The organism is Monoglobus pectinilyticus, from assembly GCF_002874775.1.
Taxonomy (GTDB): Bacteria; Bacillota; Clostridia; order Monoglobales; family Monoglobaceae; genus Monoglobus; species Monoglobus pectinilyticus.
Genome location: NZ_CP020991.1, coordinates 121,472 through 147,116, shown reverse-complemented (window position 1 = coordinate 147,116; position 25,645 = coordinate 121,472). Strand labels below are relative to the sequence as shown.

23 protein-coding genes are annotated in these 25,645 nt (G+C 34.1%); 9 read left to right on the top strand and 14 right to left on the bottom strand.

The features are described from left to right. Positions 1 to 279: 279 nt before the first annotated feature. Genes lon through tyrS form a run of 6 tightly spaced genes read left to right on the top strand, consistent with a single transcriptional unit; the run spans position 280 to position 8,464 of the window. Positions 280 to 2,703: an endopeptidase La gene (gene lon / locus B9O19_RS00665; RefSeq protein WP_102364668.1), complete on the top strand. Its 2,424-nt coding sequence runs from the start codon at positions 280 to 282 to the stop codon at positions 2,701 to 2,703. 26 nt (positions 2,704 to 2,729) lie between these two features. Next, positions 2,730 to 3,338 carry a ribosome biogenesis GTP-binding protein YihA/YsxC gene (gene yihA / locus B9O19_RS00660; RefSeq protein ID WP_102364667.1) on the top strand — a complete coding sequence of 203 codons (609 nt, stop codon included), beginning with the start codon at positions 2,730 to 2,732 and terminating at the stop codon, positions 3,336 to 3,338. Positions 3,339 to 3,352: 14 nt separating this feature from the next. Then, on the top strand, positions 3,353 to 4,123 hold the full coding sequence (locus tag B9O19_RS00655; RefSeq protein WP_102364666.1) for a fumarylacetoacetate hydrolase family protein: 771 nt from the start codon (positions 3,353 to 3,355) through the stop codon (positions 4,121 to 4,123). Further along, complete coding sequence (hisS, locus tag B9O19_RS00650) at positions 4,120 to 5,376, top strand: histidine--tRNA ligase (RefSeq protein WP_102364665.1); 1,257 nt, start codon at positions 4,120 to 4,122, stop codon at positions 5,374 to 5,376. The genes B9O19_RS00655 and hisS overlap by 4 nt, the downstream gene beginning before the upstream one ends. Positions 5,377 to 5,415: 39 nt before the next feature. Beyond that, positions 5,416 to 7,239, top strand: coding sequence for an aspartate--tRNA ligase (gene aspS / locus B9O19_RS00645; RefSeq protein WP_102364664.1), 1,824 nt, complete (start codon positions 5,416 to 5,418; stop codon positions 7,237 to 7,239). Beyond that, positions 7,232 to 8,464, top strand: coding sequence for a tyrosine--tRNA ligase (tyrS, locus tag B9O19_RS00640; RefSeq protein WP_102364663.1), 1,233 nt, complete (start codon positions 7,232 to 7,234; stop codon positions 8,462 to 8,464). Before aspS ends, tyrS begins: the two co-directional genes overlap by 8 nt. A 181-nt stretch (positions 8,465 to 8,645) precedes the next feature. Here tyrS and B9O19_RS00635 read toward each other — a convergent pair whose 3' ends face one another. The 10 genes from B9O19_RS00635 to fmt are packed head-to-tail and all read right to left on the bottom strand — an operon-like array spanning position 8,646 to position 18,242. Then, on the bottom strand, positions 8,646 to 9,170 hold the full coding sequence (locus tag B9O19_RS00635; protein ID WP_102364662.1) for a hypothetical protein: 525 nt from the start codon (positions 9,168 to 9,170) through the stop codon (positions 8,646 to 8,648). 20 nt (positions 9,171 to 9,190) lie between these two features. Next, positions 9,191 to 9,820: a thiamine diphosphokinase gene (locus tag B9O19_RS00630; RefSeq protein ID WP_158648870.1), complete on the bottom strand. Its 630-nt coding sequence runs from the start codon at positions 9,818 to 9,820 to the stop codon at positions 9,191 to 9,193. Next, positions 9,801 to 10,493 carry a ribulose-phosphate 3-epimerase gene (gene rpe / locus B9O19_RS00625; protein ID WP_102364660.1) on the bottom strand — a complete coding sequence of 231 codons (693 nt, stop codon included), beginning with the start codon at positions 10,491 to 10,493 and terminating at the stop codon, positions 9,801 to 9,803. Before rpe ends, B9O19_RS00630 begins: the two co-directional genes overlap by 20 nt. An 18-nt stretch (positions 10,494 to 10,511) precedes the next feature. Beyond that, positions 10,512 to 11,402 carry a ribosome small subunit-dependent GTPase A gene (gene rsgA, locus B9O19_RS00620; protein ID WP_102364659.1) on the bottom strand — a complete coding sequence of 297 codons (891 nt, stop codon included), beginning with the start codon at positions 11,400 to 11,402 and terminating at the stop codon, positions 10,512 to 10,514. A gap of 3 nt (positions 11,403 to 11,405) precedes the next feature. Beyond that, a complete protein-coding gene (pknB, locus tag B9O19_RS00615) occupies positions 11,406 to 13,448 on the bottom strand; it encodes a Stk1 family PASTA domain-containing Ser/Thr kinase (RefSeq protein WP_102364658.1) in 2,043 nt (680 codons plus the stop codon). Next, positions 13,445 to 14,206, bottom strand: coding sequence for a Stp1/IreP family PP2C-type Ser/Thr phosphatase (locus B9O19_RS00610; protein WP_102364657.1), 762 nt, complete (start codon positions 14,204 to 14,206; stop codon positions 13,445 to 13,447). Before B9O19_RS00610 ends, pknB begins: the two co-directional genes overlap by 4 nt. A gap of 23 nt (positions 14,207 to 14,229) precedes the next feature. Next, on the bottom strand, positions 14,230 to 15,252 hold the full coding sequence (gene rlmN / locus B9O19_RS00605; RefSeq protein ID WP_102364656.1) for a 23S rRNA (adenine(2503)-C(2))-methyltransferase RlmN: 1,023 nt from the start codon (positions 15,250 to 15,252) through the stop codon (positions 14,230 to 14,232). Between the two features lie 13 nt (positions 15,253 to 15,265). Continuing rightward, positions 15,266 to 16,576: a 16S rRNA (cytosine(967)-C(5))-methyltransferase RsmB gene (gene rsmB, locus B9O19_RS00600; RefSeq protein WP_102364655.1), complete on the bottom strand. Its 1,311-nt coding sequence runs from the start codon at positions 16,574 to 16,576 to the stop codon at positions 15,266 to 15,268. Between the two features lie 8 nt (positions 16,577 to 16,584). Then, positions 16,585 to 17,295 carry a zinc metallopeptidase gene (locus B9O19_RS00595; protein ID WP_102364654.1) on the bottom strand — a complete coding sequence of 237 codons (711 nt, stop codon included), beginning with the start codon at positions 17,293 to 17,295 and terminating at the stop codon, positions 16,585 to 16,587. Positions 17,296 to 17,306: 11 nt separating this feature from the next. Next, positions 17,307 to 18,242, bottom strand: coding sequence for a methionyl-tRNA formyltransferase (fmt, locus tag B9O19_RS00590; RefSeq protein ID WP_102364653.1), 936 nt, complete (start codon positions 18,240 to 18,242; stop codon positions 17,307 to 17,309). 219 nt (positions 18,243 to 18,461) lie between these two features. Here fmt and hisH point away from each other — a divergent pair, with 219 nt between their 5' ends. The 3 genes from hisH to B9O19_RS00575 are packed head-to-tail and all read left to right on the top strand — an operon-like array spanning position 18,462 to position 21,110. Further along, on the top strand, positions 18,462 to 19,067 hold the full coding sequence (gene hisH / locus B9O19_RS00585) for an imidazole glycerol phosphate synthase subunit HisH (RefSeq protein WP_102364652.1): 606 nt from the start codon (positions 18,462 to 18,464) through the stop codon (positions 19,065 to 19,067). A 14-nt stretch (positions 19,068 to 19,081) separates the two neighbouring features. Further along, positions 19,082 to 19,846, top strand: coding sequence for an imidazole glycerol phosphate synthase subunit HisF (hisF, locus tag B9O19_RS00580; protein ID WP_102364651.1), 765 nt, complete (start codon positions 19,082 to 19,084; stop codon positions 19,844 to 19,846). A 1-nt stretch (position 19,847) separates the two neighbouring features. Beyond that, the gene (locus tag B9O19_RS00575) at positions 19,848 to 21,110 is read left to right on the top strand and encodes a bifunctional folylpolyglutamate synthase/dihydrofolate synthase (protein WP_102364650.1); all 1,263 of its coding nucleotides are present in this window, start codon (positions 19,848 to 19,850) and stop codon (positions 21,108 to 21,110) included. Positions 21,111 to 21,338: 228 nt separating this feature from the next. On the opposite strand, the gene B9O19_RS00570 is transcribed toward B9O19_RS00575, so the two are convergent. The 4 genes from B9O19_RS00570 to araD all read right to left on the bottom strand — a co-directional run bounded on the left by B9O19_RS00570 (position 21,339) and on the right by araD (position 25,624). After that, entirely contained in the window at positions 21,339 to 23,087 is a 1,749-nt protein-coding gene (locus tag B9O19_RS00570; protein ID WP_102364649.1) for an Rqc2 family fibronectin-binding protein, read from the bottom strand. 65 nt (positions 23,088 to 23,152) lie between these two features. Beyond that, positions 23,153 to 24,301 (bottom strand): methionine adenosyltransferase, encoded by a 1,149-nt coding sequence (metK, locus tag B9O19_RS00565; protein WP_102364648.1) that lies wholly within the window; start codon positions 24,299 to 24,301, stop codon positions 23,153 to 23,155. Beyond that, positions 24,294 to 24,911: a dTMP kinase gene (gene tmk / locus B9O19_RS00560; protein ID WP_102364647.1), complete on the bottom strand. Its 618-nt coding sequence runs from the start codon at positions 24,909 to 24,911 to the stop codon at positions 24,294 to 24,296. The genes metK and tmk overlap by 8 nt, the downstream gene beginning before the upstream one ends. Before the next feature lie 17 nt (positions 24,912 to 24,928). After that, the gene (gene araD / locus B9O19_RS00555; RefSeq protein ID WP_102364646.1) at positions 24,929 to 25,624 is read right to left on the bottom strand and encodes an L-ribulose-5-phosphate 4-epimerase; all 696 of its coding nucleotides are present in this window, start codon (positions 25,622 to 25,624) and stop codon (positions 24,929 to 24,931) included. Between the last annotated feature and the right edge of the window lie 21 nt (positions 25,625 to 25,645).

The following is a 25,645-nucleotide window of genomic DNA, read 5'->3' as shown; positions in this document are numbered from 1 at the left end:
TATCTATTATATCACAATATATTTTATATTTCAATTGATATGCAAATAAAAGTAATTTATATTGATTTAAAACGCAAATTTGACTATTATACTATAATCTGTAAATTTTCGTTTATTTGTTTATTCGTTGCACAAAAACTTCTTATGTTTTTATAAGAATTTATACAGTAGAATTTTGCGGAAATACTTGATATTTATATATATTAATAGTATAATTAACTTCTGCCGAGTATTTTTACACGGCATTAAATTCATATAGAAAGTTAAGGTATAATAAATATGATAGATAATAAATATACACTGCCCCTCGTTCCGCTTAGAGGACTTATTGTCTTTCCGGGCATGGCACTTCATTTTGATGTTGGCAGACCAAGGTCGATTGACGCTGTAGAAGCGGCAATGCAGAAAAATAAATTGATATTTTTGTGTTATCAAAATGATTTTTTAGTTGAGTCTCCGGTTAAATCAGACTTAGCTGAAATTGGAACTATATGCGAAATACGTCAAATTCTTCGTCTTCCTGATGGTTCTATAAGAATACTTGTTGAGGGAAAATCAAGAGCAAGCATAAATGATTTTGAAGATTTAGGAAAGTATATACAAGTTAATGTTACTAAGCTTGACGATATTAATTCTGATGATGATACATATACTCAAATCTTAATTCGAAAAATTCAGCGTTTGACAGAGGACTATCTTGAACTGTATGATAAGGCATCTCCTGAGGCCATAAGCGCTCTGCTCGCAATTGACGATCCTGGTGAAATGACTGATGTCATTATATCAAATATTCCTATAAAACCTGCTCTTAAACAAACGGTTCTGGATAAAGTGAACGTTCTTGAAAGAATGGAACAGCTTATAACAATAATGTCTGAAGAAATTGATCTACTTGATATAGAGAAAAGTGTAATGGATCAGGTTCAGGAAAATCTTGATAATAATCAGCGTGATTATGTACTCAGAGAAAAACTTAAAGTAATTCAGGAAGAATTAGGCGAAGGCGAAGAAAACGACTCTGATATAAAAAAATATCGTGAGAGCATCAAAGACAGAAATTTACCAAAAGAAGTCATGGACAAGCTGAATGATGAATTCTCAAGGCTTACTAAAACTCCCCCGCATTCACAGGAATATGCTGTTATTCAAGGATATATAGAAACCATAATAGCTCTGCCATGGGATATAACCGGCGATGAAACTCTTGACATAAAAGCAGCAAAAACGCAGCTGGACAGAGACCATTATGGTTTGGATAAGGTTAAAGAAAGAGTTTTAGAGTACATTGCAGTAAGCAAACTTACAAATAAGGTAAACGGAAATATTTTATGCTTAGTTGGTCCTCCCGGAACCGGAAAAACTTCAATAGTCAGCTCTTTGGCAAAATCCATAGGCAGGAAATATATTAGGCTAAGTTTAGGCGGCGTACATAATGAGTCTGAAATTCGAGGTCATAGAAAAACATATGTCGGTGCAATGCCCGGAAGAATAATTGATGCTATAAAGCGCGCCAATGTAAATAACCCTGTTATACTATTGGATGAAATAGATAAAATGACGAAAGATATCAGCGGTGACCCAACTTCAGCTATGCTTGAGGTTTTAGACCCAGAACAAAATAAAAGCTTTAGAGATAATTATATTGAGCTTCCTTTCGATTTATCCAACGTTATGTTCATAGCTTCTGCGAACAGTCTTGAAAATATTCCTCGTCCTCTTTTGGACAGAATGGACATAATTGAAGTTTCTGGATATACAGAAGATGAAAAACTCAATATCGCAAAAAAATATTTAATTCAAAAACAACGTAAAAATAATGGACTTACTAGCCATAATTTAAATATTACCGACAGTGGTATTAAAGAAATAATTAACGGGTATACACGTGAATCCGGCGTTAGAAATTTAGAAAGAGCAATTTCTAAGGTTTGCAGAAAAGTTGCTGTTAAAGTTGCGGAAGATAATGATTTTTATATAAGCGTTACAAGGAAAAACTTAAATGAATTTTTAGGCAAAAAAATCTATAACGACAGCTCAATCGAAAAGAAAGATTCTGTAGGAATAGTTAATGGGTTAGCATGGACAGAAGTTGGAGGAGAAACATTATCCGTCGAGGTTAATATTATGGACGGTACAGGAAAACTTGAGCTTACCGGTAATCTTGGCGATGTAATGAAAGAATCTGCAAAGGCCGGATATAGCTTTATACGTTCAAACAGTTATAAATTTGGAATTAAGTCTGATTTTTATAAAAATTATGATTTGCACATTCATATTCCTGAAGGAGCAATACCAAAGGATGGACCATCTGCCGGAATTACCATGGCAACAGCTATGATTTCTGCTTTAACCGGCAAACCTGTAAAACATGACGTTGCAATGACAGGAGAGATAACACTAAGAGGAAAAGTTCTTCCAATCGGAGGCTTAAAAGAAAAAACATTGGCAGCTTTAAGAATAGGTATAAAAAAAGTTATTATACCGTTTGAAAATAAAGCAGATTATGAAGAGCTTCCTGATATAGTTAAAAATAATATTGAGTTTATCTTTGCTAAAAATATGGTTGATGTTTTGGAAAATGCATTAACTAAACCATTCAAACCGTCATTGCCTGTAAAAAAAAGTGGGAATAACTTATTGCCCCTTGACAATGAACTATATATAAAAAATGATATAAGCAATGTAACGATTGCAAAACTGTAATATATAAATTTGATGAGGTGATACGAATGGATTTTGTTGAAGTAGATTTACTTAAAACCGCAGTTTCATTTGAACAATATCCTGATACATTAGTTCCTGAAATAGCTCTTGTTGGCCGTTCGAATGTTGGAAAATCCTCTTTAATAAATTGCCTGACAAATAGAAATAAACTTGCAAGAACAAGCAGTACTCCAGGAAAAACCGCCACAATAAATTTCTATCAAATTCAAAAAGACAGATACAGGATTGTGGATTTACCCGGCTATGGATATGCTAAAGTTTCAAAAGCTGAGCAAGAAAAATGGTCAGCCATGATTGATACTTATCTATCAAAAAGATATAATTTAGTTCAAGTTATTCAGTTAGTCGATGCTAGACATGCACCGTCAAAAGATGATATTACAATGGCGGATTGGATAAGACATTATAATTTTAATACAATTGTTGTTGCAACAAAAATTGATAAATTAAAGAAATCACAAATTGACAAAAATTTAACCGAGATTTATAATGATTTACAAATGGATAATAATTCAATATTAATTCCATTTTCTGCCGAAAAGCGTACCGGACGAAATGATTTGATAGCTTTATTTGATGAAATCCTTTCAAATTATTCTATATCAGAAAAATAAACGGAGATGAAATAATGAAATTTGCCAGAATATTATATAATGATGAGATTTATTACGCAAAGTATGATAGTTCTTCAAATATGTTTGAATTAATTGAAGGAGATATTTTTGATTTCTTTTCATATACAAGTACAAATGTTAATAGAAATGAAGTTAAAATTCTTCCGCCGTGCGAACCCTCAAAAATAGTTGCAGTAGGATTAAATTATGCGAATCATGCAAATGAAATGGGGCTGAATATTCCTAAATTTCCTGCTCTGTTTTTAAAGCCATCCTCTTCTGTTATTGGTAATATGGATAATATTATATATCCTGATATGTCAGAACAAGTTGATTATGAGGCTGAGTTAGCAATAGTTATTGGAGAAACCGCATCATACGTAAGCGAATCTGAAGCTAAAAAATATATTCTCGGCTATACTTGTTTAAATGATATTACCGCTCGTGATTTGCAAAGGCTTGATTCACAGTGGACAAGAGCTAAAGGATTTGACACATTTGCTCCAATAGGACCATTTATAGAGACAGAATTAGATCCTGATAACGCTGATATTCGTTTGCGCCTTAACGGAAAAGTAATGCAGGAATCCAATACATCAAATTTTATATTTAAAACTGATTATTTAGTTTCTGCAATATCGCAAATCATGACTCTTTATCCCGGAGACATCATTACAACGGGTACTCCCTCCGGTATTGGTTCTATGAATATAGGAGATACAGTGGAGGTTGAAATTGATGGTATTGGGACATTAACAAATTTTGTAAAGGAGAGGCAAAAATGATAAAAAAGCCAAGAGGCACCGAAGATATACTGCCAAACGATTCAAAAATTTGGAGACTGATTGAAAATACGGCTCATGAAATTTGTGCTAAATACGGCTATAAAGAAATTCGTACTCCTGTTTTCGAGGATACTTCTCTTTTTAGCCGAGGAGTTGGGGACACGACAGACGTGGTTCAAAAAGAAATGTATACATTCAACGATAAGGGCGGGCGTAGCATTACTTTGCGTCCAGAGGGAACCGCTTCATTGGTTAGAAGTTACATTGAAAATTCGCTTTATGCGAATCCTCAACCCACAAAGTTATATTATTTAATTTCTTGCTATAGATATGAGAAGCCTCAATCCGGCAGACTCCGGGAGTTTCACCAGTTCGGTCTTGAATGTTTTGGAAGCGATTCAAGCGCCACAGACGCTGAAATAATAACTCTTGCTTTTGACTTTTTTAAAACTCTTGGTGTAAAAGACTTATCACTTAATTTAAACAGTATTGGGTGTGAAAAATGCAAGCCAAAGTATAATGAAGAACTAAAAAAATATTTCAGCAGCCATATTGATAAATTATGTGATACTTGTAAAGATAGACTTGAGAAAAATCCAATGCGGATTATCGACTGCAAATCACCGGTATGCCAAGAAGTTTGTGCTGATGCTCCGCGTATGATTGATTATTTATGTGAGGATTGTGATTCTCATTTTAATCAGCTGACATCATATTTAGATAAACTTAATATAAAATATGCTATTGATCCAAATATTGTCAGAGGGCTTGATTATTACACAAAAACAGTGTTTGAAATAACATCTGACGCTCTCGGAGCTCAGTCTACAGTATGCGGCGGCGGCAGATATAATGGACTTGTTGAAGAATTAGGCGGCAAGCCAACTCCTGGTATAGGATTTGCTATGGGTATTGAGCGACTGATTTTAATTTTAAAAAGCCAAGGAATCGAACTTGGAGAAAGTTTGGGTCCGAATATATTTGTAGCTTCAATTGGCGATAATGCCAGCTTAACCGCACAAAAGTTAGTATATGATTTAAGAAATAAAGGTCTTTGGGCTGAACGCGATTTATGTGACAGGAGCGTTAAAGCACAAATGAAATATGCAAATAAACTAGGAGCATGTTATAGTATTGTTATCGGAGATGATGAAGTTTTAAACAATAAGGCTTCATTGAAAAACATGGGAACAGGCGAAGAAACTGTTGTAGAATTATCCTGTGATTCGATTTATAATATAATAAAAAAATGATATTATCTTGTTTATAATTTATTTTAAGGAGAAAGATAAATGGAATTTGAAACATTGTCTGATATGAAACGCACAAATATGTGCGGTGAGCTTAATGCCTCAGATGAAAACAAAGAAGTCGTACTTATGGGGTGGGTAGCAAAAAACAGAAAACTTGGAGGCGTAAATTTTGTTACGCTGCGTGACAGAACCGGTATAGTACAATTAGCTTTTAACGATTCAACTGACAAAGATGTATTTGAAAAATCCGAGCATTTAAAAGGAGAATATGTTATTGCTGTTAAAGGTAAGGTTCTCAGGAGAACGCCTGAAAATGTCAATAAAAATATGCCTACCGGTGAAATTGAAGTTTTTGTTACTGAGCTAAGGGTTCTTAACTCATCCGAAACACCTCCTTTCTATATCGAGGAAAACATTGACACTAATGACGCACTAAGATTAAAATATAGATACCTTGATTTAAGGCGTCCTGATATGCAAAAAAATATGATGCTGCGTCACAAAGTTACTAAAATTGCTCGTGATTATTTTGATGCAAACGGTTTTTTAGAGATTGAAACTCCTATGCTCACCAAAAGTACTCCTGAAGGCGCTCGAGATTATTTGGTCCCCAGCAGGGTTCAGCAAGGAAAATTTTACGCTTTGCCGCAGTCTCCGCAGCAATATAAACAAATGCTTATGCTTGCCGGATATGACAGGTATTTTCAAGTTGTCAGATGTTTTAGAGATGAGGATTTAAGAGCAGACCGTCAACCCGAATTTACACAGCTTGACATGGAACTATCATTTGTAGATATTGACACGATAATAAACATAAATGAAGGCTTTTTAAAAAAAGTTTTTAAAGAAGCTATGGGAATTGACATAGAAACTCCTTTTATAAGAATGCCATATAATGAGGCAATGAATAGATTTGGTTCAGATAAACCAGATACAAGATTTGGTTTGGAGTTTATAGATATTTCTGATGAAGTAAAAAACTGCGGTTTTAAAGTGTTCTCCGGCGCCGTTGAAAATGGCGGAAGCGTTCGCTGTATAAATGTAAAAGGTCTTGGGAACAAGTTATCCAGGAAGAAGCTTGATGCACTCTCTGAATATGTTAAGACATATAAGGCTAAAGGAATGTCTTGGATTGTTGTTGAAGATGATTCTTTGCGTTCACAAATAACCAAGTTTTTATCAGATGATGAGATTAATTCAATACTTTCTAAAACTGACGCTGTTCCCGGCGACGCAATACTTATAATTGCTGATAAAAACGATGTGGTATATGATGCTCTTGGTAATCTGCGTCTTGAAGTGGCACGTCAATTCGACCTTATTGATAATTCTAAATTTAATTTTCTTTGGGTTACTGACTTCCCTCTCTTTGAGTATTCTGAGGAGGAAGACAGATACGTTGCTAAACACCACCCATTTACACATCCGGTAGATGAGGATATCGAAAAACTAGAAACTGAACCTCAAAACGTTAGAGCAAAAGCATACGATATTATTTTAAACGGAAGCGAAATCGGCGGCGGAAGCTTAAGAATATTTAATTCTGATTTACAAGAAAGAATGTTCAAAGCACTTGGTTTCACGCATGATGAAGCTTGGGAGCGTTTTGGTCATTTAATGGAGGCATTTAAATATGGTACTCCACCGCATGGCGGACTAGCCTATGGTCTTGACAGACTTGTTATGATTATGGCAGGCTGCGATTCAATACGTGACGTAATTGCTTTCCCAAAAGTTCAAACTGCATCAGAATTAATGCTGAAATCGCCTAGTTATGTTGATAAAAAACAATTGGAAGAACTGGGGATTGAAATAACTGTACCAGTAGATGATGGAGAAAAGGAGAATTCGGACAATGAATAATAAAAATGTTTTTGACACCCTGAAAGAAAGAGGCTTAATTGCCCAAACCACTCATGAAGATGAAATCAGAGAGCTTCTCGGAAAAGAGAAAATAACATTTTATATTGGCTTTGATCCAACTGCTGACAGTCTTCATATAGGTCATTTTATGCAGCTTATAGTAATGAAACATATGCAGAACGCAGGACACAGACCTATTGTTTTATTGGGCGGAGGTACTACCATGGTCGGCGATCCAACAGGAAAAGCTGATATGCGCCCTATGATAACTCAGGAAGTTATTCAGCATAATGCAGACAACTTTAAAAAACAGATGTCTAAATTCATCAATTTTGACGGTGAGAATGCTATAATGGTCAACAATGCTGATTGGCTGCTGAAACTGAATTATATTGACTTTCTACGCGACGTAGGCGTTCACTTTTCTGTTAACAGAATGCTGACATTTGAATGTTTTAAAACAAGATTAGAAAAAGGGCTTTCATTCTTAGAATTCAACTATATGCTGATGCAAAGCTATGATTTTTATAAGCTTCATAAAGATTACGGCGTTATTATGGAGTTTGGGGGAGACGACCAATGGTCTAATATTCTCGGAGGTATTGAATTAATCAGGCGTAAAGACGGCAAACAGGCTTATGGTATGACATTTACTCTGCTTACAACAAGCGAGGGCAAAAAGATGGGTAAAACAGAAAAAGGAGCTCTTTGGCTTGACCCTGAGAAAGTTTCACCTTATGAGTTTTACCAATATTGGAGAAATGTTGATGATGCCGATGTAATAAGACTTCTAAAATTGGTTACATTTCTACCGCTTGAAGAAATTGCTGAATATGAAAAATGTGAAGGTGCTGAACTAAACAAAGCGAAATGCTTATTAGCATATGAAGTTACAAAAATGGTGCATGGTGAAGAAGAAGCAAAAAAAGCAAATGATGCGGCTATGGCTATATTTTCAGGTGGAAATGCAGCTGATATGCCATCGGAAACTGTTGATGCTTCAATTATCAATGCAGGAATAAATGTACTTGATTTATTGGTTCAGGTTGGACTCATACCATCAAAAGCTGAAGGCAGAAGACTTATACAGCAAAATGGACTGACAGTGAATAACGAGAAAATTTCTGACGTTTCGACAATTATTGATAATACTTATTTCGAAAATGAAAACGAAATGATAGTAAAAAAAGGTAAAAAGAAATTTTTAAAGATAGTAAAGGCATAGTTGAATATAATCTCATTAATATAAGACCCCATGCGTAGTTTCTTACACGCTGGGGTCTTATATTAATATTATAACTTATTTTATAATATATACTCTATATACGACAAACTATATAGATGGTTTAACGACAAATAGCTAAAATATAATTTTATTTTAAATTAACAATATATAAATAATTGTTTTATTGACTACTATCAGGCGGAGATGTTTCAATCAATGTTTCTAAAACATGTTCCCATTGATTATTTGCAGAAGATATTTTATTTGAAAAATCATTATAAGCATATTGCTGTATTTCCGAATCATCATTGTCTTTTGCTGCGTTCATAATATCAAATGCGTCTTTATATGATGACGAAACACTTACCAACGCTTGTGATAAAGACTTATCCATACCGCCGAGTTTACCGCTCATATTAATAGCATTATTTTCTTCATATACTGCATTCACATTATTATATATTGAATCAAATTTCTGCCACCAAACTAAATCAGTTTTACTATTTAACAGGGCTGCTGATACATTTTTTAATTCGTTAAACTCAGAAAATATATCGCTGAAAGCCGTATTATTACTCACTCCAATACTTGGGGCTGGAGAAGGACTTATACTCTCAGATTTATCACTTAAAGAGCATGATGAACTGTATACAGCTACAATGGTAATTAATACAAAATACGACAAGGTCTTTAATATATATTTCATTGCAAAATCTCCACTTAAAATTAATATCTGTCGTCACATAACATAACAATAACAAGTCCGCTGTCAAAGGTTACAATTGCAGTATCAGAATCACAAAACTCATTGCTCGACGCTTGAACTCGGTTTGGAACCAAACGCATATTTGTTGTCTCATATTTTAAACCTTTTATTGAAAAATTCAATACAGCTCCTGCATAAGGAAAGAATGAAACATATTTTCTTTTAGATTTTTTAAGTTTAAAAGGTTTATTTTCCATCCATATTTCATTTGTGTCATTAATCAACTTTAGTTTTACTCCTTTATCCAAAGCATAATTCATAAGACAAAAATGAGAAAATTCATGGTCTATCCTGCCGCCAAGACCGCCAATAATTAAAATTTCTTCTGCATTATTATTAATAGCATAATCTATCGCTGCGTGGGTGTCTGTAAAATCTTTTTCTGGTGGAAAAACAAGATTTTTAATATTATCAGGATACTTTTTTAAATATGAATCATTGTCGCCCAAAATAACATCCGGTACTATTTTTAAATTCTCTGCGTGTTTATATCCGGAATCCGCACATATTATTAGATATTCATCAAAATTAATTTCAGACAAATAATCATAGTTTTCTATATAAGCGCCGCTAAAAATTATTGATTTCACGTTCTTGTACTCCTTGTTCCGCTTTCTTACGCATTTTATTTATCGTATCTTTTATGTTGTTAGAATTAAAAATTGCTGAGCCTGAAACAATAATGTTTGCACCTGCTCTTACAGGTCTGTTCACATTTTCCTCAGTTATCCCTCCATCAACCTCTATCCCGATATTTAGATTTTGATTATTGATAATCTTATATAATTCAGAGATTTTTTTATCTACTTGATGAAGATAACTTTGCCCTCCAAATCCGGGCTCAACAGTCATAAGCAGAACCACATCAGTCAAATCCAAAACATTTAAAATCATATCTACAGGAGTTCCGGGTTTTAAACTTACTCCTGCCTTTTTTCCAAATGAGTGAATATTTTTAAGTGTTTCTTTTAAGTTTGGAACTGCCTCCTGATGAACTGTAATTATATCAGAACCGGCTTCTGCAAATTCATCAATGAATTTGTCAGCATCTTGAAGCATTAAATGAACGTCAAATATTAAGTTTGATTTCTTTCTTAAAGCTCTTATTACATTTGCCGAATAACTTAAATTTGGAACAAAATGTCCGTCCATAATATCAATATGGAGATACTCAGCTCCAGCCTCTTCTACCAGCCTAACATCACGTTCTAAATTGGCAGGGTCAGCAGATAATATTGAAGGTGAAATAATTATTTTGGACATTTTATTTATCCCCCGTTATCAAAAAGTTTTACTATCTAGAATTTCCTTATATTGTTCGACATAACTTTCATGTCTGGATTTACTGATTTCACCGGTTTCTACCGCTTCAAGTACAGAGCAGCCCTGTTCAACGGTATGACTGCAGTCGGCAAATCTGCAATTATCGGAATACTCTATAAATTCAGGAAAAAGCTTATAAAGCTCATGTTCATCAAAACCGCTTACAGAGAATGAACTAAACCCGGGTGTGTCTATAATATATCCTCCGTTGTTATCAAGCGGTATTAATTCACTGTGTCTGGTAGTATGACGTCCGCGTTCTATTTTGCTGCTCACCGTTCCGGTCTCAAGATTAGCGTCTTTTAATATGCAGTTGAGTAAACTTGATTTTCCAACACCCGAATTTCCGGCAAATACCGTGACTTCTCCTGAGAGCTTTTCAATAAGCATATCTATATTTTCTTTACTTTCAGCGCTTATATAAAGAGTTTTAAATCCTATTTTCGAATATATTTCAAAAAGGTTTTCGCCATTTTGTAAATCGGTTTTATTAATACATATTAATGGCTTTATATTAGCATATATAGCTGATGATATAAGTTTATCAACAGTTTTTAAATTAGGTTTCGGATTAGTGACTGAAACGACTATAGCTATTTGTGTTACATTGGCAACAGGAGGGCGTATTAAAGAATTAGTTCTAGACATTATATTACTAATCATACCTGTATTTGAAGTTTTATCAATCAAACAATTAACTTCATCACCAACCAATGGAGTTATTCCATCTTTTCTAAAACGCCCTCTAGCTCTGCATTCATAAATAAAATTACCGGCTTTAACGTAATAAAAACCACCGATACCTTTAAAAATTTTACCCTGTATTTCAAATTGATTTTTTTCCGGCATATATTAATCCTCTAAACCATTGCCGCTTCCGCCTTCAGAACCTGTTCCGCTACCCATTCCGCTTTCACTGCCGGAACCACCAGAGCCAGTCTCTGAACCGCTTCCTGAACCACTTTCAGATCCGGATCCGCTTCCTCCGCCTGAACCTGTGCCGCCCTCAGAACCCGACTCGCTTCCTGATCCGGTTTCTGAACCTGTTCCGCTTCCGCTGCCTGAGCCTGTGCTGGTTCCCGAACCGGTACTGCTGCCTGAGCTAGAGCCCTCATTTGTAGTGTTACCTGAACCGCCTGAACTTGAATTGCTTCCACTATTATTAGAAGAATTCTCATCATTTTTGTCATTATTTGACGAGTTACTTGACGAATCATTCGAATTCGGTTTATTATTTGATGACGAACTGTTCTCATTATTTGAGTGATTATTCGAGTCATTATTAGAATTTTTATTTGGCACAAGAGAAGGTTCCGGTGTACTTTCCGGTCCCTTGCTAACAGTAAATGTAATCATATCTCCTGCTGCAACCGAACTGCCGGACTTAGGTTCCTGACTAATAATTAGTCCTGCCTCTATTTCAGGGTCAACTTTTTCTATTTTACTGCACTTTAAACCTAACTTTTCTAATTCTTCTTTTGCCTTATCATATTTGATTCCAGTATAATCATCAAGAGTAACAGAACTGCTTCCTAGGCTAACTACTACTCTGATAATGATGTTGTCTCTTTTGGAAACTGTATCTCCTCCAGCCGGAGTTTGTTCTAATATTGTTCCTGCCGGTTTTGTACTTTCAGTTCTGTTTTGTTCAATGATACTAAAGCTTTTGCCATACTGAGATTGAGCGTCTTTAATAGTCATACCAACTACATTAGGTATTTGAATAGAATCTTTCTCTACGCCAAAAATACCAAAACCACCGGTAAATGCAAAAGCAGCCGCAAATCCAACTGCTAAAACGGCAAGTGCAGACAAAAAGGCAATAAAAGCAATTTTACGTTCTTTCTTTTTTTTCAATCTTTTGGCTCTTTTTTCATTTAAACGTTCCATAGCTTCGTATTCTTCATCCTGCTCATCATAATCATCTAAATCATATCCAGGTATCATTTGTTCATCAAGATTAGAATCCACAAATGTTCTAGGCATTTTTATTGTATTTGAAGCTGCATCGTTTACCTGATTATCAACAGGTAAACTTCGTCTGCCTGCCGCAAAAAGATTTACATTTGGATTAGCCAAAACTTTTTTAATATCTGAAATCATATCTGTTATAGAAGAATACCTGCTGTCTTGTTCTTTTGACATGGCTTTCATAACAATTTGTTCCAATGCATTAGGAACGTCAGGATTTATATCTGTTATAGGTGTAGCCGTTTCCTGAAGGTGCTTTATAGCAATAGCCACAGGACTGTTATCATCAAACGGAAGTTGTCCTGTAAGCATTTCATACATAACAACACCCATAGAATAAATGTCCGTCCGCTCATCTGTATATCCGCCTCTAGCTTGCTCCGGAGACAAATAATGTGCGGTTCCAATTGTATTATTGTTCGCCATGGTCATTGTCGCCTGAGTAGATGCTCTTGCAATACCGAAGTCTGTTACTTTTAGCACACCATCAGAAGCCATTATTATATTTTGCGGCTTTATATCTCTGTGTATAACTGAGTTATTATGAGCTTCCTCTATACCTTCACAAATCTGAATGGAATAATTTGCAGCTTCACGCCAGGGAAGAACTCCAACTCGGTCTATATACTCTTTTAAAGTTTCTCCTTCAATATATTCCATAACAATATAATGCATTCCATTTTCGCATCCAACATCGTATATAGAAACAATATGTGGATTTGACAGACTGGCCGCCGCTTGAGCCTCTACATTAAACCGACGTACAAATTCCTTATCATCTTTATAATCCTCTTTAAGAACCTTTACTGCAACAAGTCTATTTAGTGACTTATCCCGTGATTTATAAACATGTGCCATTCCACCCTTGCCGATTTCCTCAAGAATTTCATATCTTCCATCTATTTCTTTACCAATCATATTCATATGGAACTCTCCTCCTCCATAATTCTAATGGCTATAACAGTTATATTATCAACCCCGCCATTTTTCTTTGCCAACTCACACAAATTATCGGCAATCTCTTTTGAACTTTTACCATCCTGAACCGTCTTCAAAATAGTAGCGTCCTCAACCATTCCTGAGAGTCCATCACTGCATATAATAATACTATCCCCAGGTTTATATTCATATTCAAATATATCAGCTTTTGTGGTTTTCTCACTTCCTATAGCCCGCGTTATAATGTTTTTCTGTGGATGCACTCTAGCTTCCTCACGGGTAATTGAACCATTAGCAACCATCTCTTCAACAATAGAATGATCAATAGTGATTTGATAAATTTCATCATTTCTGCAAGCATAAGCACGGCTGTCACCTACATTGGCTATATATCCCTCACCATTGGCAAATGTACATATAACCGTGGTTGTTCCCATACCGTTCCGATTTTTGTCTTCTCTTGCCATTTTATAAATACTCTCGTTTGCAGAATTTAAGGCATCATTAATTCTTCTTGGCACATCAGGATTTTCACTGTTTTGAAGTATATCATTGAGGGATTCAGTAATAAAGTCAATAGCCAGCTGGCTTGCTACCTCTCCGGCATTATGACCGCCCATTCCATCAGCAACGACACAATATCCAGGTTCATTATTGTTCTCAAATCCACAAATACAAAAATTATCTTCATTGAGCTGACGAACACATCCAGTGTCAGTAACGCCATAAACATCAAATTTCATTGTCAACGCTCCTTCCTTATTGTTTATATCTGTGAACGCAACTGACCGCACGCAGCTGAGATGTCACTTCCCATTTCACGCCGAACTGTTGCCGGTATACCATTCTTTTCGAGAATATTTTGGAATTCTCTTATATTTCTTTCACTGCCTGGTACAAATCCAGTCCCATATACTGAATTAACCGGAATTAAATTAACATGGCATAAAATACCTTTTAATAAATTTGAGAGTTCTTCTGCATTCTGAGTATAATCATTCTTTTTATTAATAAGAGTATACTCAAATGTGATTCTCCTGCCTGTTTTATTCACGTAATATTTACATGCTTCAAGCAATTTTAAAATATTATATTTTTTATTTACAGGCATAATATCATTCCTGGTTTCATCATTTGTTGCATGCAGTGAAATAGCTAAAGTAATTTGAAAATTCAAATCTGCCAATTCATAAATTCTTTCAACAATACCGCAAGTAGATATGGTTATATGTCTTTGCCCAATATTCAAACCGTTTGGATTATTTACATTTTTTATAAATTTTACTATATTATCAAAGTTGTCCAACGGTTCGCCAACACCCATCATGACAACGTTTGAAATGCGTTCACCAACATCCCTTTCAACAGTGATAATTTGATCAATTATCTCACCGGCTGAGAGATTGCGTATTTTACCATTTTTAGTTGAAGCACAAAACTTACATCCCATTGCACATCCAACCTGAGATGAGATACAAATTGAATAACCATGTTTATATTTCATAAGTACAGATTCAATATAATTATTATCCGATAATTGTATCAAATATCTCCTGGTTCCGTCAAGAGTTGATATGAACTTTTTATTAATTGCAAGATTTCCGATAGTAGTATTAGATTTCAGCTTATCTCTTAACGTTTTAGAAATATTAGTCATTTCTTCAAAATTCCGCACACCGCTGTATATCCATTTATATATTTGCAGTGCTCTGAATTTCGGTTCTCCAAGATTAATTATATAATCTTGAAGTTCTTCTAATGTCAAATCTTTTAAATTTATTTTATCCATGAATATTAAGCCTCTAAATCCTCTTTAATTTAGCAATATAAAAACCGCTTCCTCCGTCAATATGAGTAAACAATCTTTTCTCTGAAATCAATTTATAGTCTCTATTTTCTGAAAGAAACTTTGAAATCTGAATTTCATTTTCATCTTTCAAAATTGTACAAGTACTGTATACCAATGTACCGCCTTTTTTAACATATTTTGACGAAACGGAAAGAATTTTTTCCTGTATTTTTATTAATTCTTTAATATCATTCTCATTTCTATGCCACTTAATATCCGGTTTAGTATGTATCACGCCAAACCCAGAACAAGGAGCGTCAACTAAAACTCTATCAGCATATTCAACAAGTTCGGGCTTAAATATAGAAGAATCATGTTTAACTGCTTCTATTATATCTATTCCAAGACGATTTGCCGACTTATTTATTAAATCAATTTTATGCTGATAAATATCAAAAGCCAAAACGCGCCCCTTATTTTTCATAAGCTCAGCTATGTGGGTGGTCTTTCCACCGGGTGCCGCACATACGTCTATAATTATCTCATTCGGTTTTGGGTCTAACGTTATAGCCGTTAATTGTGAACTAGGATTCTGAATTGTATATAAACCATTTTTATAGCTTTCAGAATTATTTATATCAAGTTTTCCATTTACCCAAAAACAATTTTGTATATCTTCATTAGGAATTATATTAATATTCTCAGATTTTAAAGTATCAATAAACTCGTCAGTTTTAACTTTACCATTTCCATCATTAGGCACTTTCAATATATTTGCACGTATAGCCGGATAATATGTTTTAAACGAAGATTTTAAAATATCTTCGCAAAATTCAAATCCAAATTGGTCAACTAATTTTTCAACTATCCATTTTGGAAATGAGTAGTATATAGAAAGATACCCTATTTTATCTTCTGTCTTATCAGGATATTTTATATTATATTTATTGCGGCTTATATTTCTCAACACTGCATTTATAAAACCGGACGAACGATTTGCATATTTTTTTGCAAGCTTAACACTTTCATTACACACAGCTGAATCAGGAATTTTATCAAGAAATAATAATTGATAAGTTCCCATTTCAAGAATATTTCTTACTGATACAGACATTTTTTTAATTTTAATTTTAGAAAATTGGGAAATTATAAAATCAAGCAAATACCGATTTTCTATACTTCCCAATACCAGTTCATTAATTAAACCTTTATCTTTATTGTCTATATTTTTATTTTTAAAAGTATCTGCTAATAATTTATTAACATAAGCCTTGTCATAATCATATTTATTTAATATCGACAATGAAATATCTCTTGAATTCATGAATACTCCTAATCTCTTCTATTGTTGTTAGATGATAACAAAACAAGCCTCAGCAATGTCATAAGCGCAGAAAAAGCTGCGGCAACATAAGTCATAGCGGCAGCCGATAAAACTTTTTTAGCACCTTTTATCTCTTCAGAACCCAACATTTGATATGATTCCAAAGTTTTTAAAGCACGGCTGCTGGCATTAAACTCAACCGGAAGAGTAATAAGCTGAAAAACAACGGTAGCTGAATACAATATTATACCAATATCCACAATTAAAGGAGCCATACCGCCGAAAGCTGTAAGTATAAATCCTAATAGAATAATTGGCATAGAAAGCTTACTGCATATGCTTACAACTGGAAAAATTCCATTTCTAATTCTTATCGGAGTATATCCGGTTGCATATTGAACGGCGTGACCGCATTCATGTGCCGCAACACCTATTGCACCTATACTGTTACTCATATAAGTTGCGTCAGATAAATTTACAACATTGGTTCTTGGGTCAAAATTATCAGTTAAACTTCCGCTTATATGCTGAATTTTAACCGAATACAAACCATTTTTGTCTAATATCATTCTCGCCGCGTCTGAACCTGTCAAACCGCGTGCATTTGCTATCTTTGAATATTTGTTAAAGGTACTTGAAACCTTTGTTTGAGCCCATAAAGCTAATATAATTGCAGGAATCAGCAAATACATTGTAGGGTCAAATAAACCAAAATACATTTAATTACCTCCTAATTTAAAATTTCACCGATATCTATACTATGACCGTTTAAGTAACTTGAAACATTCATACGTTTTCCGCCCTTAAACTGTATTTCATCAATTAATATTGAACTTGAGTTACCGCAGCAAACCTCTATTTTTTTATTTTTTATTCCTATTATTTCTCCGGGTTTACCAACTGTGTTAGTATTGCCTTTATATGCTTTATATATTTTCATTATTTCAGATTTATAACTTGTAAAAGCTCCTGGCCATGGATTTGTTCCGCGGATTAAATTGATTATATCAGAAGAATTTTTATTCCAATCAATATGACCGGTTTCTTTATTAAGCATAGGAGCGTAAGACGATAGTGAATCATTTTGAGGTACTCTGATCGCCTTGCCTTCAGAAAGTTTTTTTATTGTTTCAACAATCAAATCTGCTCCTATAAGAGATAATCTATCGTGAAGTTCTCCGGCAGTTTCTTCATCGCCTATTTGAATTTCAGCTTTTTGTATCATATCCCCTGTATCAAGGGATTTAGCCATATACATTGTAGTAACTCCGGTTGTTGTGTCTCCGTTTATTACGCTCCATTGTATCGGCGCTGCACCGCGGTATTTAGGAAGCAATGACGCATGAACATTTATACAGCCGAACTTAGGAAAATTTAAAATATATTCAGGTAATATCTGACCATATGCTACTACAACAATAATATCAGGATTCAGCTGTTTTAATTCATCTTCAAAACTTCTATTTTTTAAAGTTTCCGGCTGAAACACAGGTATATTATATTCAACTGCTTTTGCTTTAACAGGTGTAGGCTGAAGCTTATGACCTCTTCCTTTTGGTTTATCAGGCTGTGTTACAACTCCAATAACATTATTATTTTCACTTTTAATGATTGATTCAAGACAAGGCACCGCAAAATCCGGCGTTCCCATAAATAATACTTTCATTTTCTGTCACCTGATTTCAGTAATAAACGTCATTATAGTAAATTATACCTTTTGTCATTATACTACAAACCAAATGATATGGCAAGTAATATTTTACTGTTTAAGTCAACGAATTATGTAAAATTACAGCAATATTTTTCTCAATTACTCTTGAAATAATTATTATAAAATAGTATAATTGAATTCATATTATATTGACAAAACTTTAAGGAGATCACGATGATAGCGATTATTGATTATGGAGCCGGCAATCTTCGGTCTGTAGAAAAAGCTTTGGAATTTTTGGGATTTAAAGCTAAAATAACCTCAAAACCGGATGAAATAATTTCTGCAGACAAGGTAATTCTTCCCGGCGTCGGTGCTTTCGGCGACTGTATGAATTCTATTAATAAAGCTTATCTAACTCAGTGTATACATCAAGTTATAGAAAATAACGTACCTTTTTTGGGAATATGCCTTGGGCTCCAGCTTTTATTTGAAACAAGTGAGGAATCACCTAATGAACCCGGTCTCAAAATATTTGATGGAAATTGTATCAAGATTTCAAAACAGGGCAGCCTTAAAATTCCTCATATAGGCTGGAATTCAATAAAGTACGACAAAAACTGTCCTATTTTTCAAGGATTAAGTGAAGAACCATATATGTATTTTGTTCATTCATATTATATTAATCCAAAAGATAAGGAAATTATATCCGCTGTAACTGAATATGGAACTGAACTTCCGATTGCTGTGCATAAAAATAATATTTTTGCAACACAGTTTCATCCTGAAAAAAGTGGAAATGAAGGATTGAAAGTTTTAAAGAACTTTGGCAATTTATAAAAAGGAGAAATAAAATGTTTGCAAAGCGAATCATACCATGTCTTGACGTAAAAAACGGCAGAGTTGTAAAAGGAGTTAACTTTGTTAATTTAATTGATGCCGGCGATCCTGTTGAAGTGGCAAAGATATATAACGAAGCCGGCGCAGATGAACTTGTTTTTCTTGATATTACCGCTACGCATGAAGCTAGAGGAACAGTTATAGAAATGGCCAAAAAAGTTGCCGAGACTGTTTTCATACCATTTACCGTAGGAGGGGGAATTAAATCTGTTGATGATTTCAGAGAACTTCTGCTGCAAGGTGCGGATAAAATTTCAATAAATTCATCTGCTATACGAAATCCTCAACTCATATCAGAGGCAGCCCAAAAATTTGGAAGTCAATGCGTTGTAGTTGCAATTGATGCAAAAAGAAATGAATACGGAAGCTGGAATGTTTATATAAACGGCGGTCGTATAGACACCGGGCTTGACGCTTTAGAGTGGGCAAAAAAGGCTGAGAGTTTAGGTGCCGGAGAAATTCTATTAACTTCTATGGATTGTGATGGAACCAAAAATGGTTACGATATAGAATTAACAAAAACTATATCTGAAAATGTTTCAATTCCTGTAATAGCCTCCGGCGGCGCCGGAAACATGTCACATTTCAAAGATGCATTAACTGACGGCAAAGCTGACGCTGCACTTGCCGCTTCACTTTTCCATTTTAGAGAAATAGAAATTTGTGATTTAAAAAATTATCTTGAAAACGAGGGTGTTTCTGTCAGGAGGACAGAATAATATGAACTATAAAGAAACATTAGAATATATACATAGTATTCCTAAATTTAACCGTATTTTGGGTAATGCTCTGCTAGAAAAACTTTTAAACAAAATGGGAAACCCTCAAGATAATTTAAAATTTATACATATTGGAGGAACAAACGGCAAAGGCTCAACCTGTACAATGGTTTCACAAATACTGACAGAAGCAGGTTATAAAACAGGATTATTTACATCGCCATTTTTAAAATTCTTTAATGAACGAATTAAAATTAATGGTGTACCTATAAGCAATTCTGATTTAGCTGATATCGCGTCATATGTAAAAAAAATAACAGAAAAATATGACGCATTTGTATCAGAGTTCGCTTTTGACACTGCTGTTGCGTTTGAATATTTTAATAGACAAAACTGTGATTTTGTTATTCTTGAAGTTGGCCTTGGAGGTAAATTAGACGCTACAAATATTATTAAAAATCCTTTGGTAGTAGGGTTTACTGCAATTGGATTAGACCATTGTCAATATCTCGGCAATACCATAGATGAAATTTCAAAAGAAAAAGCCGGGATAATTAAGAAAAATTCAGATGTGGTTTTATATCCTATTCAAGAATCAAAAGTATTTGATAATATTAGATTAATATGTCAAGAAAAAAACTCTAATTTAATCATTCCGGAATTACCAACGCTTCCGGAACCTTATAAAAATTCTTTTGAATATAAAGGAACGCGCTATGATTTAACATTAAATGGCAGATTTCAAACTTATAATGCAGTTACAGCTATTGAAATTATCAATAGTTTATTAAATCAAGGATATGCTATTTCTTCTGATTGTATAACAAATGGCTTAAAACATGCAAACATAGAAGGAAGATTTGAGTTTATTGCACCGAATATTATCGTCGACGGCGCACATAATCCGCAGGCAATAAATTCTTTCTTAAAATCTTTAAAAAGTCTGAATAAAAAAATTCATTTTTTAGTTGCTTTTATGTCTGATAAAGATTATGAATCAATTATTAATTTGATTTCTGATTATGCTATCTCAGAAAAATCAAAAATAACTGCAACAGAAATAAATATGCCGCGATGTTTGGATTCAGGTACTATAAAGAATATTTTTATGAAAAATAACATCGTCTCAGATATTAATTCAAATCCAATTTCTGCATTTAATGAAGTTGTGAAAATACTTCATAAAGATGAGTTATTATGTGTTATAGGTTCATTATTTTTAGCTGGTGAAATAAAGAAATACTATGAAGAAAAAAATAGTTAATTATTAAAAATTTCGGCAAATACATTATCAGCTTCCCATTTGGGAAGCTGAATTAGATCATTAATCCAAATAAAAATATATAGTTAAAAGACATTTTTAAACTATACTAAATAAAGACATTTTTCAATCTAAAAAAATACGTTCATAATTACTAAAATAACAAGTTTACTTATTAACTATCATAAAAACTTATATTTTATCTAAAAAAACAATATTTTACTTAAACATTTATTCTGTAACTTTTTCAAATAATTTTGGAGTTACATAAACAGTATTATTTTTTTCATAAATTACAAAGCCCGGTTTAGCACCGTTTGGTTTTTTTACATTCTTTATTTGTGTATAATCTACAGGAACCTGAGCCGAATTTTTAGCTTTACTATAATATGCCGCTAGCTGAGCAGCTTCAAGTATTGTACTATCCGGTACTTCGCCTGAACCATTTGTTCTAATTAAAGTATGCGAACCCGGAATATTTTTTGTATGAAGCCAAATATCAGTAGAATATGACATACGAATTGTGACTTCATCATTTTGCTTATTATTCCGTCCTACTAAAATCTCATAGCCATCGCTTGATATAAACTTCATGGGCATAGATTTTTGAGTTTTCTTCTTTTTCTTTGAAGCAGTATTAGAGATATATCCTTGTTCTGCCAACTCTTCTTTTATTTCAGATAAGTCTCTAGGGCTTTCTGCCTTTAATATACTTTCCTGAACAGTTTCTAAATACTCAAGTTCTTCTTCAGCACCTACAATTTGTTCTTCGGCATATTTTTCTGTTACTTTCGCTTTATTATATTTTTTATAGTATTTCTGAGCATTTTGAGAAGGAGATATATTTGGATCAAGCTTTATTTTTAATTCAGAATTATTATCATAGTAATTTTCCACACAGACTTCATCCATACCAAATTTTACCCTATACATATTTGCCGTCAATAAATCTCCGCAAATTTTATACTTATCTCTATTTTTCGCTTTTTCTAAATTTTCACGATGCATAACAAGCTTTTTAGTGCATCTATCAATATTGTTGTGGACTAATTTCAAAATATTTGCACTTTTTTGCTTCATTCTCTCCTGAGAAGCCCTTGTTAAATAATATTTATCAATTATCTCAGATATTGAATCTAATATATTAATTTCAGCAACATTTTCATATTGAGTTAATTCTACACATGAAAAATACATCGGCTTTCCTGTATCTTTTTCTAAAACAAGACACGGTGAATACTTATCTGAAACAATATCTTTAAGAAATAAATCCACTGTGGCAGCAAATTTATAATCATTAATTTCTCTTTTTGCGATTTTTGTGTGATTTGAAAATCTATATACTATTTCCCTTGCAATAAGCGGACTCAAACCCATAATTTTACCTAACAGGAACTTATCCAGCAAAATATCCTTATCTTCTTTAGTAAAATCATTAATAAAATCAAGCAGAGAAAACTCCTTAGGCGACATCTTTTCCTGCTTTGGAGGAAGCTGATAAACAAATCCCGGCAGTATTTGGCGAACTGCACTCACTGTAAAATCCACATGTTTTGCACTATCCAAAATTTTATTATTTTCATCAATAAAAATTATATTGCTGTGTCTGCCCATTATTTCAGAAATAATTGATTTAACTCCTAAATCGCCAAGTTCATTATAACATTCTATATCAATTTTAATAATTCTATCAAAATCTACTTGTTCTATTCCGATAATTTTGCCGCCTAATAAGTGCTTTCTCATTAGCATACATAGCATAGGCGGCGTCATTGGATTTTCACGTTTTGATGTCGTTAAATGCACTCTGGCATTTGATGCGCTGGCTGATAATAATAAACGGTAATTCCCATCAAATGTTCTGACCGAAATTATTATTTCATCGCTTTCAGGCTGGTATATTTTATCAATTTTACCCCCTAAAATTTTACCGTTTAATTCATGAACAACACTATGTGTAACAAACCCATCATAAGACATAATACTCTCCTATCAATATATAAACAATAAGGAAGCAACATGAATGCGCTTCCTTTGTAATATTATTATGCATTCTTTAAAGCTTCCGCTTTGTCAATCTTCTCCCATGGCAAGTCCAAATCATTCCGTCCGAAATGTCCATAAGCAGCAGTCTGCTTGTAAATCGGACGCTTTAAGTTCAAATCTCTTATAATACCGCCCGGAGTCAAATCAAAAACTTTTAAAATCTTTTCTTCTATTTCTTGGTCACTGATAACACCGGTACCTCGGCTGTCAACTCTAATAGACACAGGCTTGCTAACGCCAATTGCATATGCTAATTGTACCTCACATGCTTTTGCAAGACCTGCTGCAACCACATTTTTAGCTACATATCTAGCTGCATATGCGGCGCTTCTATCAACTTTTGTCGGGTCTTTTCCTGAAAAGGCTCCTCCTCCGTGGCTGGCATATCCTCCATAAGTATCAACTATTATTTTTCTTCCTGTATGTCCGCTGTCGCCCTGTGGGCCTCCAATAACAAATCTTCCGGTAGGATTTATATATATAATAGTATTCTCGTCCTTGAGATCGTCACCAATTATAGGATCTATTACAAACTCCTTGATATCATCCTGAAGCTGCTTTTGTGTAACAGTTTCATTGTGCTGGGTGGAAACAACAATAGTGTCAACTCTTTTTACAGAGCCATCCTCATTATATTCCACAGTAACCTGCGCTTTTCCGTCCGGTCTCAAGTAATCTAAAACATTCTTTTTTCTTACCATTGTAAGTTGTCTTGTCAATTTATGTGATAAGTATATAGGCATTGGCATATATTCATCGGTTTCATCGCATGCAAAACCAAACATCATTCCCTGATCCCCAGCGCCAATTCCGTCTCCGTCGTCATCAACTCCCCGGGCAATATCACCGGACTGCTCGTCAATAGCCACAAGCACAGCGCAGGTATCACAATCAAACCCATACTTAGCTCGGTCATATCCAACTTCGCGAATTGTTTCACGAACAATACTCTTTATATCAACATAAGTTTTAGTCGTAATCTCTCCAACAACAAGCACCAGTCCGGTTGTTACAGTAACTTCAACTGCCACACGGGCATTAGGATCCTTTAAAAGGATTGCGTCTAAAATCGCGTCTGAAATTAAATCAGATATTTTATCAGGGTGTCCCTCTGTTACAGACTCAGAAGTAAATAATCTTCTATACATATTTTAATATCTCCTTTGCAACATCATCAATGCTTCCATTAGCATCAATAATCATAATATTTTGACTATAATCTTTTTTCAGCGTAGAAAATACGTCCAAAAAACCGCGTCTTATGTTACTCATTTCTTCCACGCTTTTCTCATAAAGTTCTATATTATCCCTGGATACATCAATTCTATCTTTGCATGTTGATGGGTTAACGTCAAGAAACAAACAAATGTCAGGAGTTAACAATCTTTCACAGTTAAGATTCAAATTAAGTATCCATTCAAAATTACAATTTGGATTTTTCCCCTGATAAGCGAGAGATGAATAATAATATCTGTCACATATAACTGTGTAACCATCATCTAAATACTTTTTTATACCTTTTTCGGGATGCGTTATATGCTCAATCCTATCCGCTAAGAATAAAGCAGCCAACAAATATATATCTTTTTCCAAACTTTCTGACAAAATTCGTCTTAAATACAATCCGGTTTCATAATTTGTAGGCTCAGCCGTAACATAGACTTTTTCACCTTTTTCTTTTAGCCGTCTTGCCAGTATATCAATCTGTGAAGTCTTGCCGCAGCCGTCAAGCCCTTCAAACACAATAAATTTACCCATAAAATTCTCCGTAAAGTTTAATTATTTTGTCCGTAATAGGCACTTTTGCCATGTTTCCTATGATAATGCTTGTCTAAAATATATTTACCCATTCTAGTAATATCATGGTTTATTATCTCGCAGCGAAAAGCCATTTTGGCGACTTCCTCCAACACTACAGCATTATGAACCGCTTCAGCTGGGTCTAACCCCCACGAAAATGGAGCATGATTAAATACTAAAACCCCCGGAATAGCTTCCGGATCCTTATTCTCAAATGTTTCAATAATAACTTTCCCGGTATTTAATTCATAGTCGTTCTCTATTTCCATCTTAGTCAGAGCTCTAGTACAAGGAATATCTCCATAAAAATAATCTGCATGAGTAGTTCCGTAAGCTCTGATTGCTCTGCCTGCCTGTGCCCACGAAGTAGCATATGACGAATGAGTATGAACAACACCACCAATTCCTTTAAAAGCTTTATATAATTCAAGATGGGTTGCTGTATCAGAAGATGGTTTTAAATTTCCGTCAATAATCCTGCCGGTATTTAAGTCTACCACAACCATATGCTCAGGCTTTAACTTATCATAATCAACACCTGACGGTTTGATAACTACCAAACTTTTCTCTCTGTCTATTCCAGAAACATTCCCCCAAGTGAATGTAACCAAACCATATTTCGGAAGCATCATATTAGCGTCATAGACTTTCTGTTTTAGTTCTTCTAACATTTTGATTTACCTCTTTTTAAA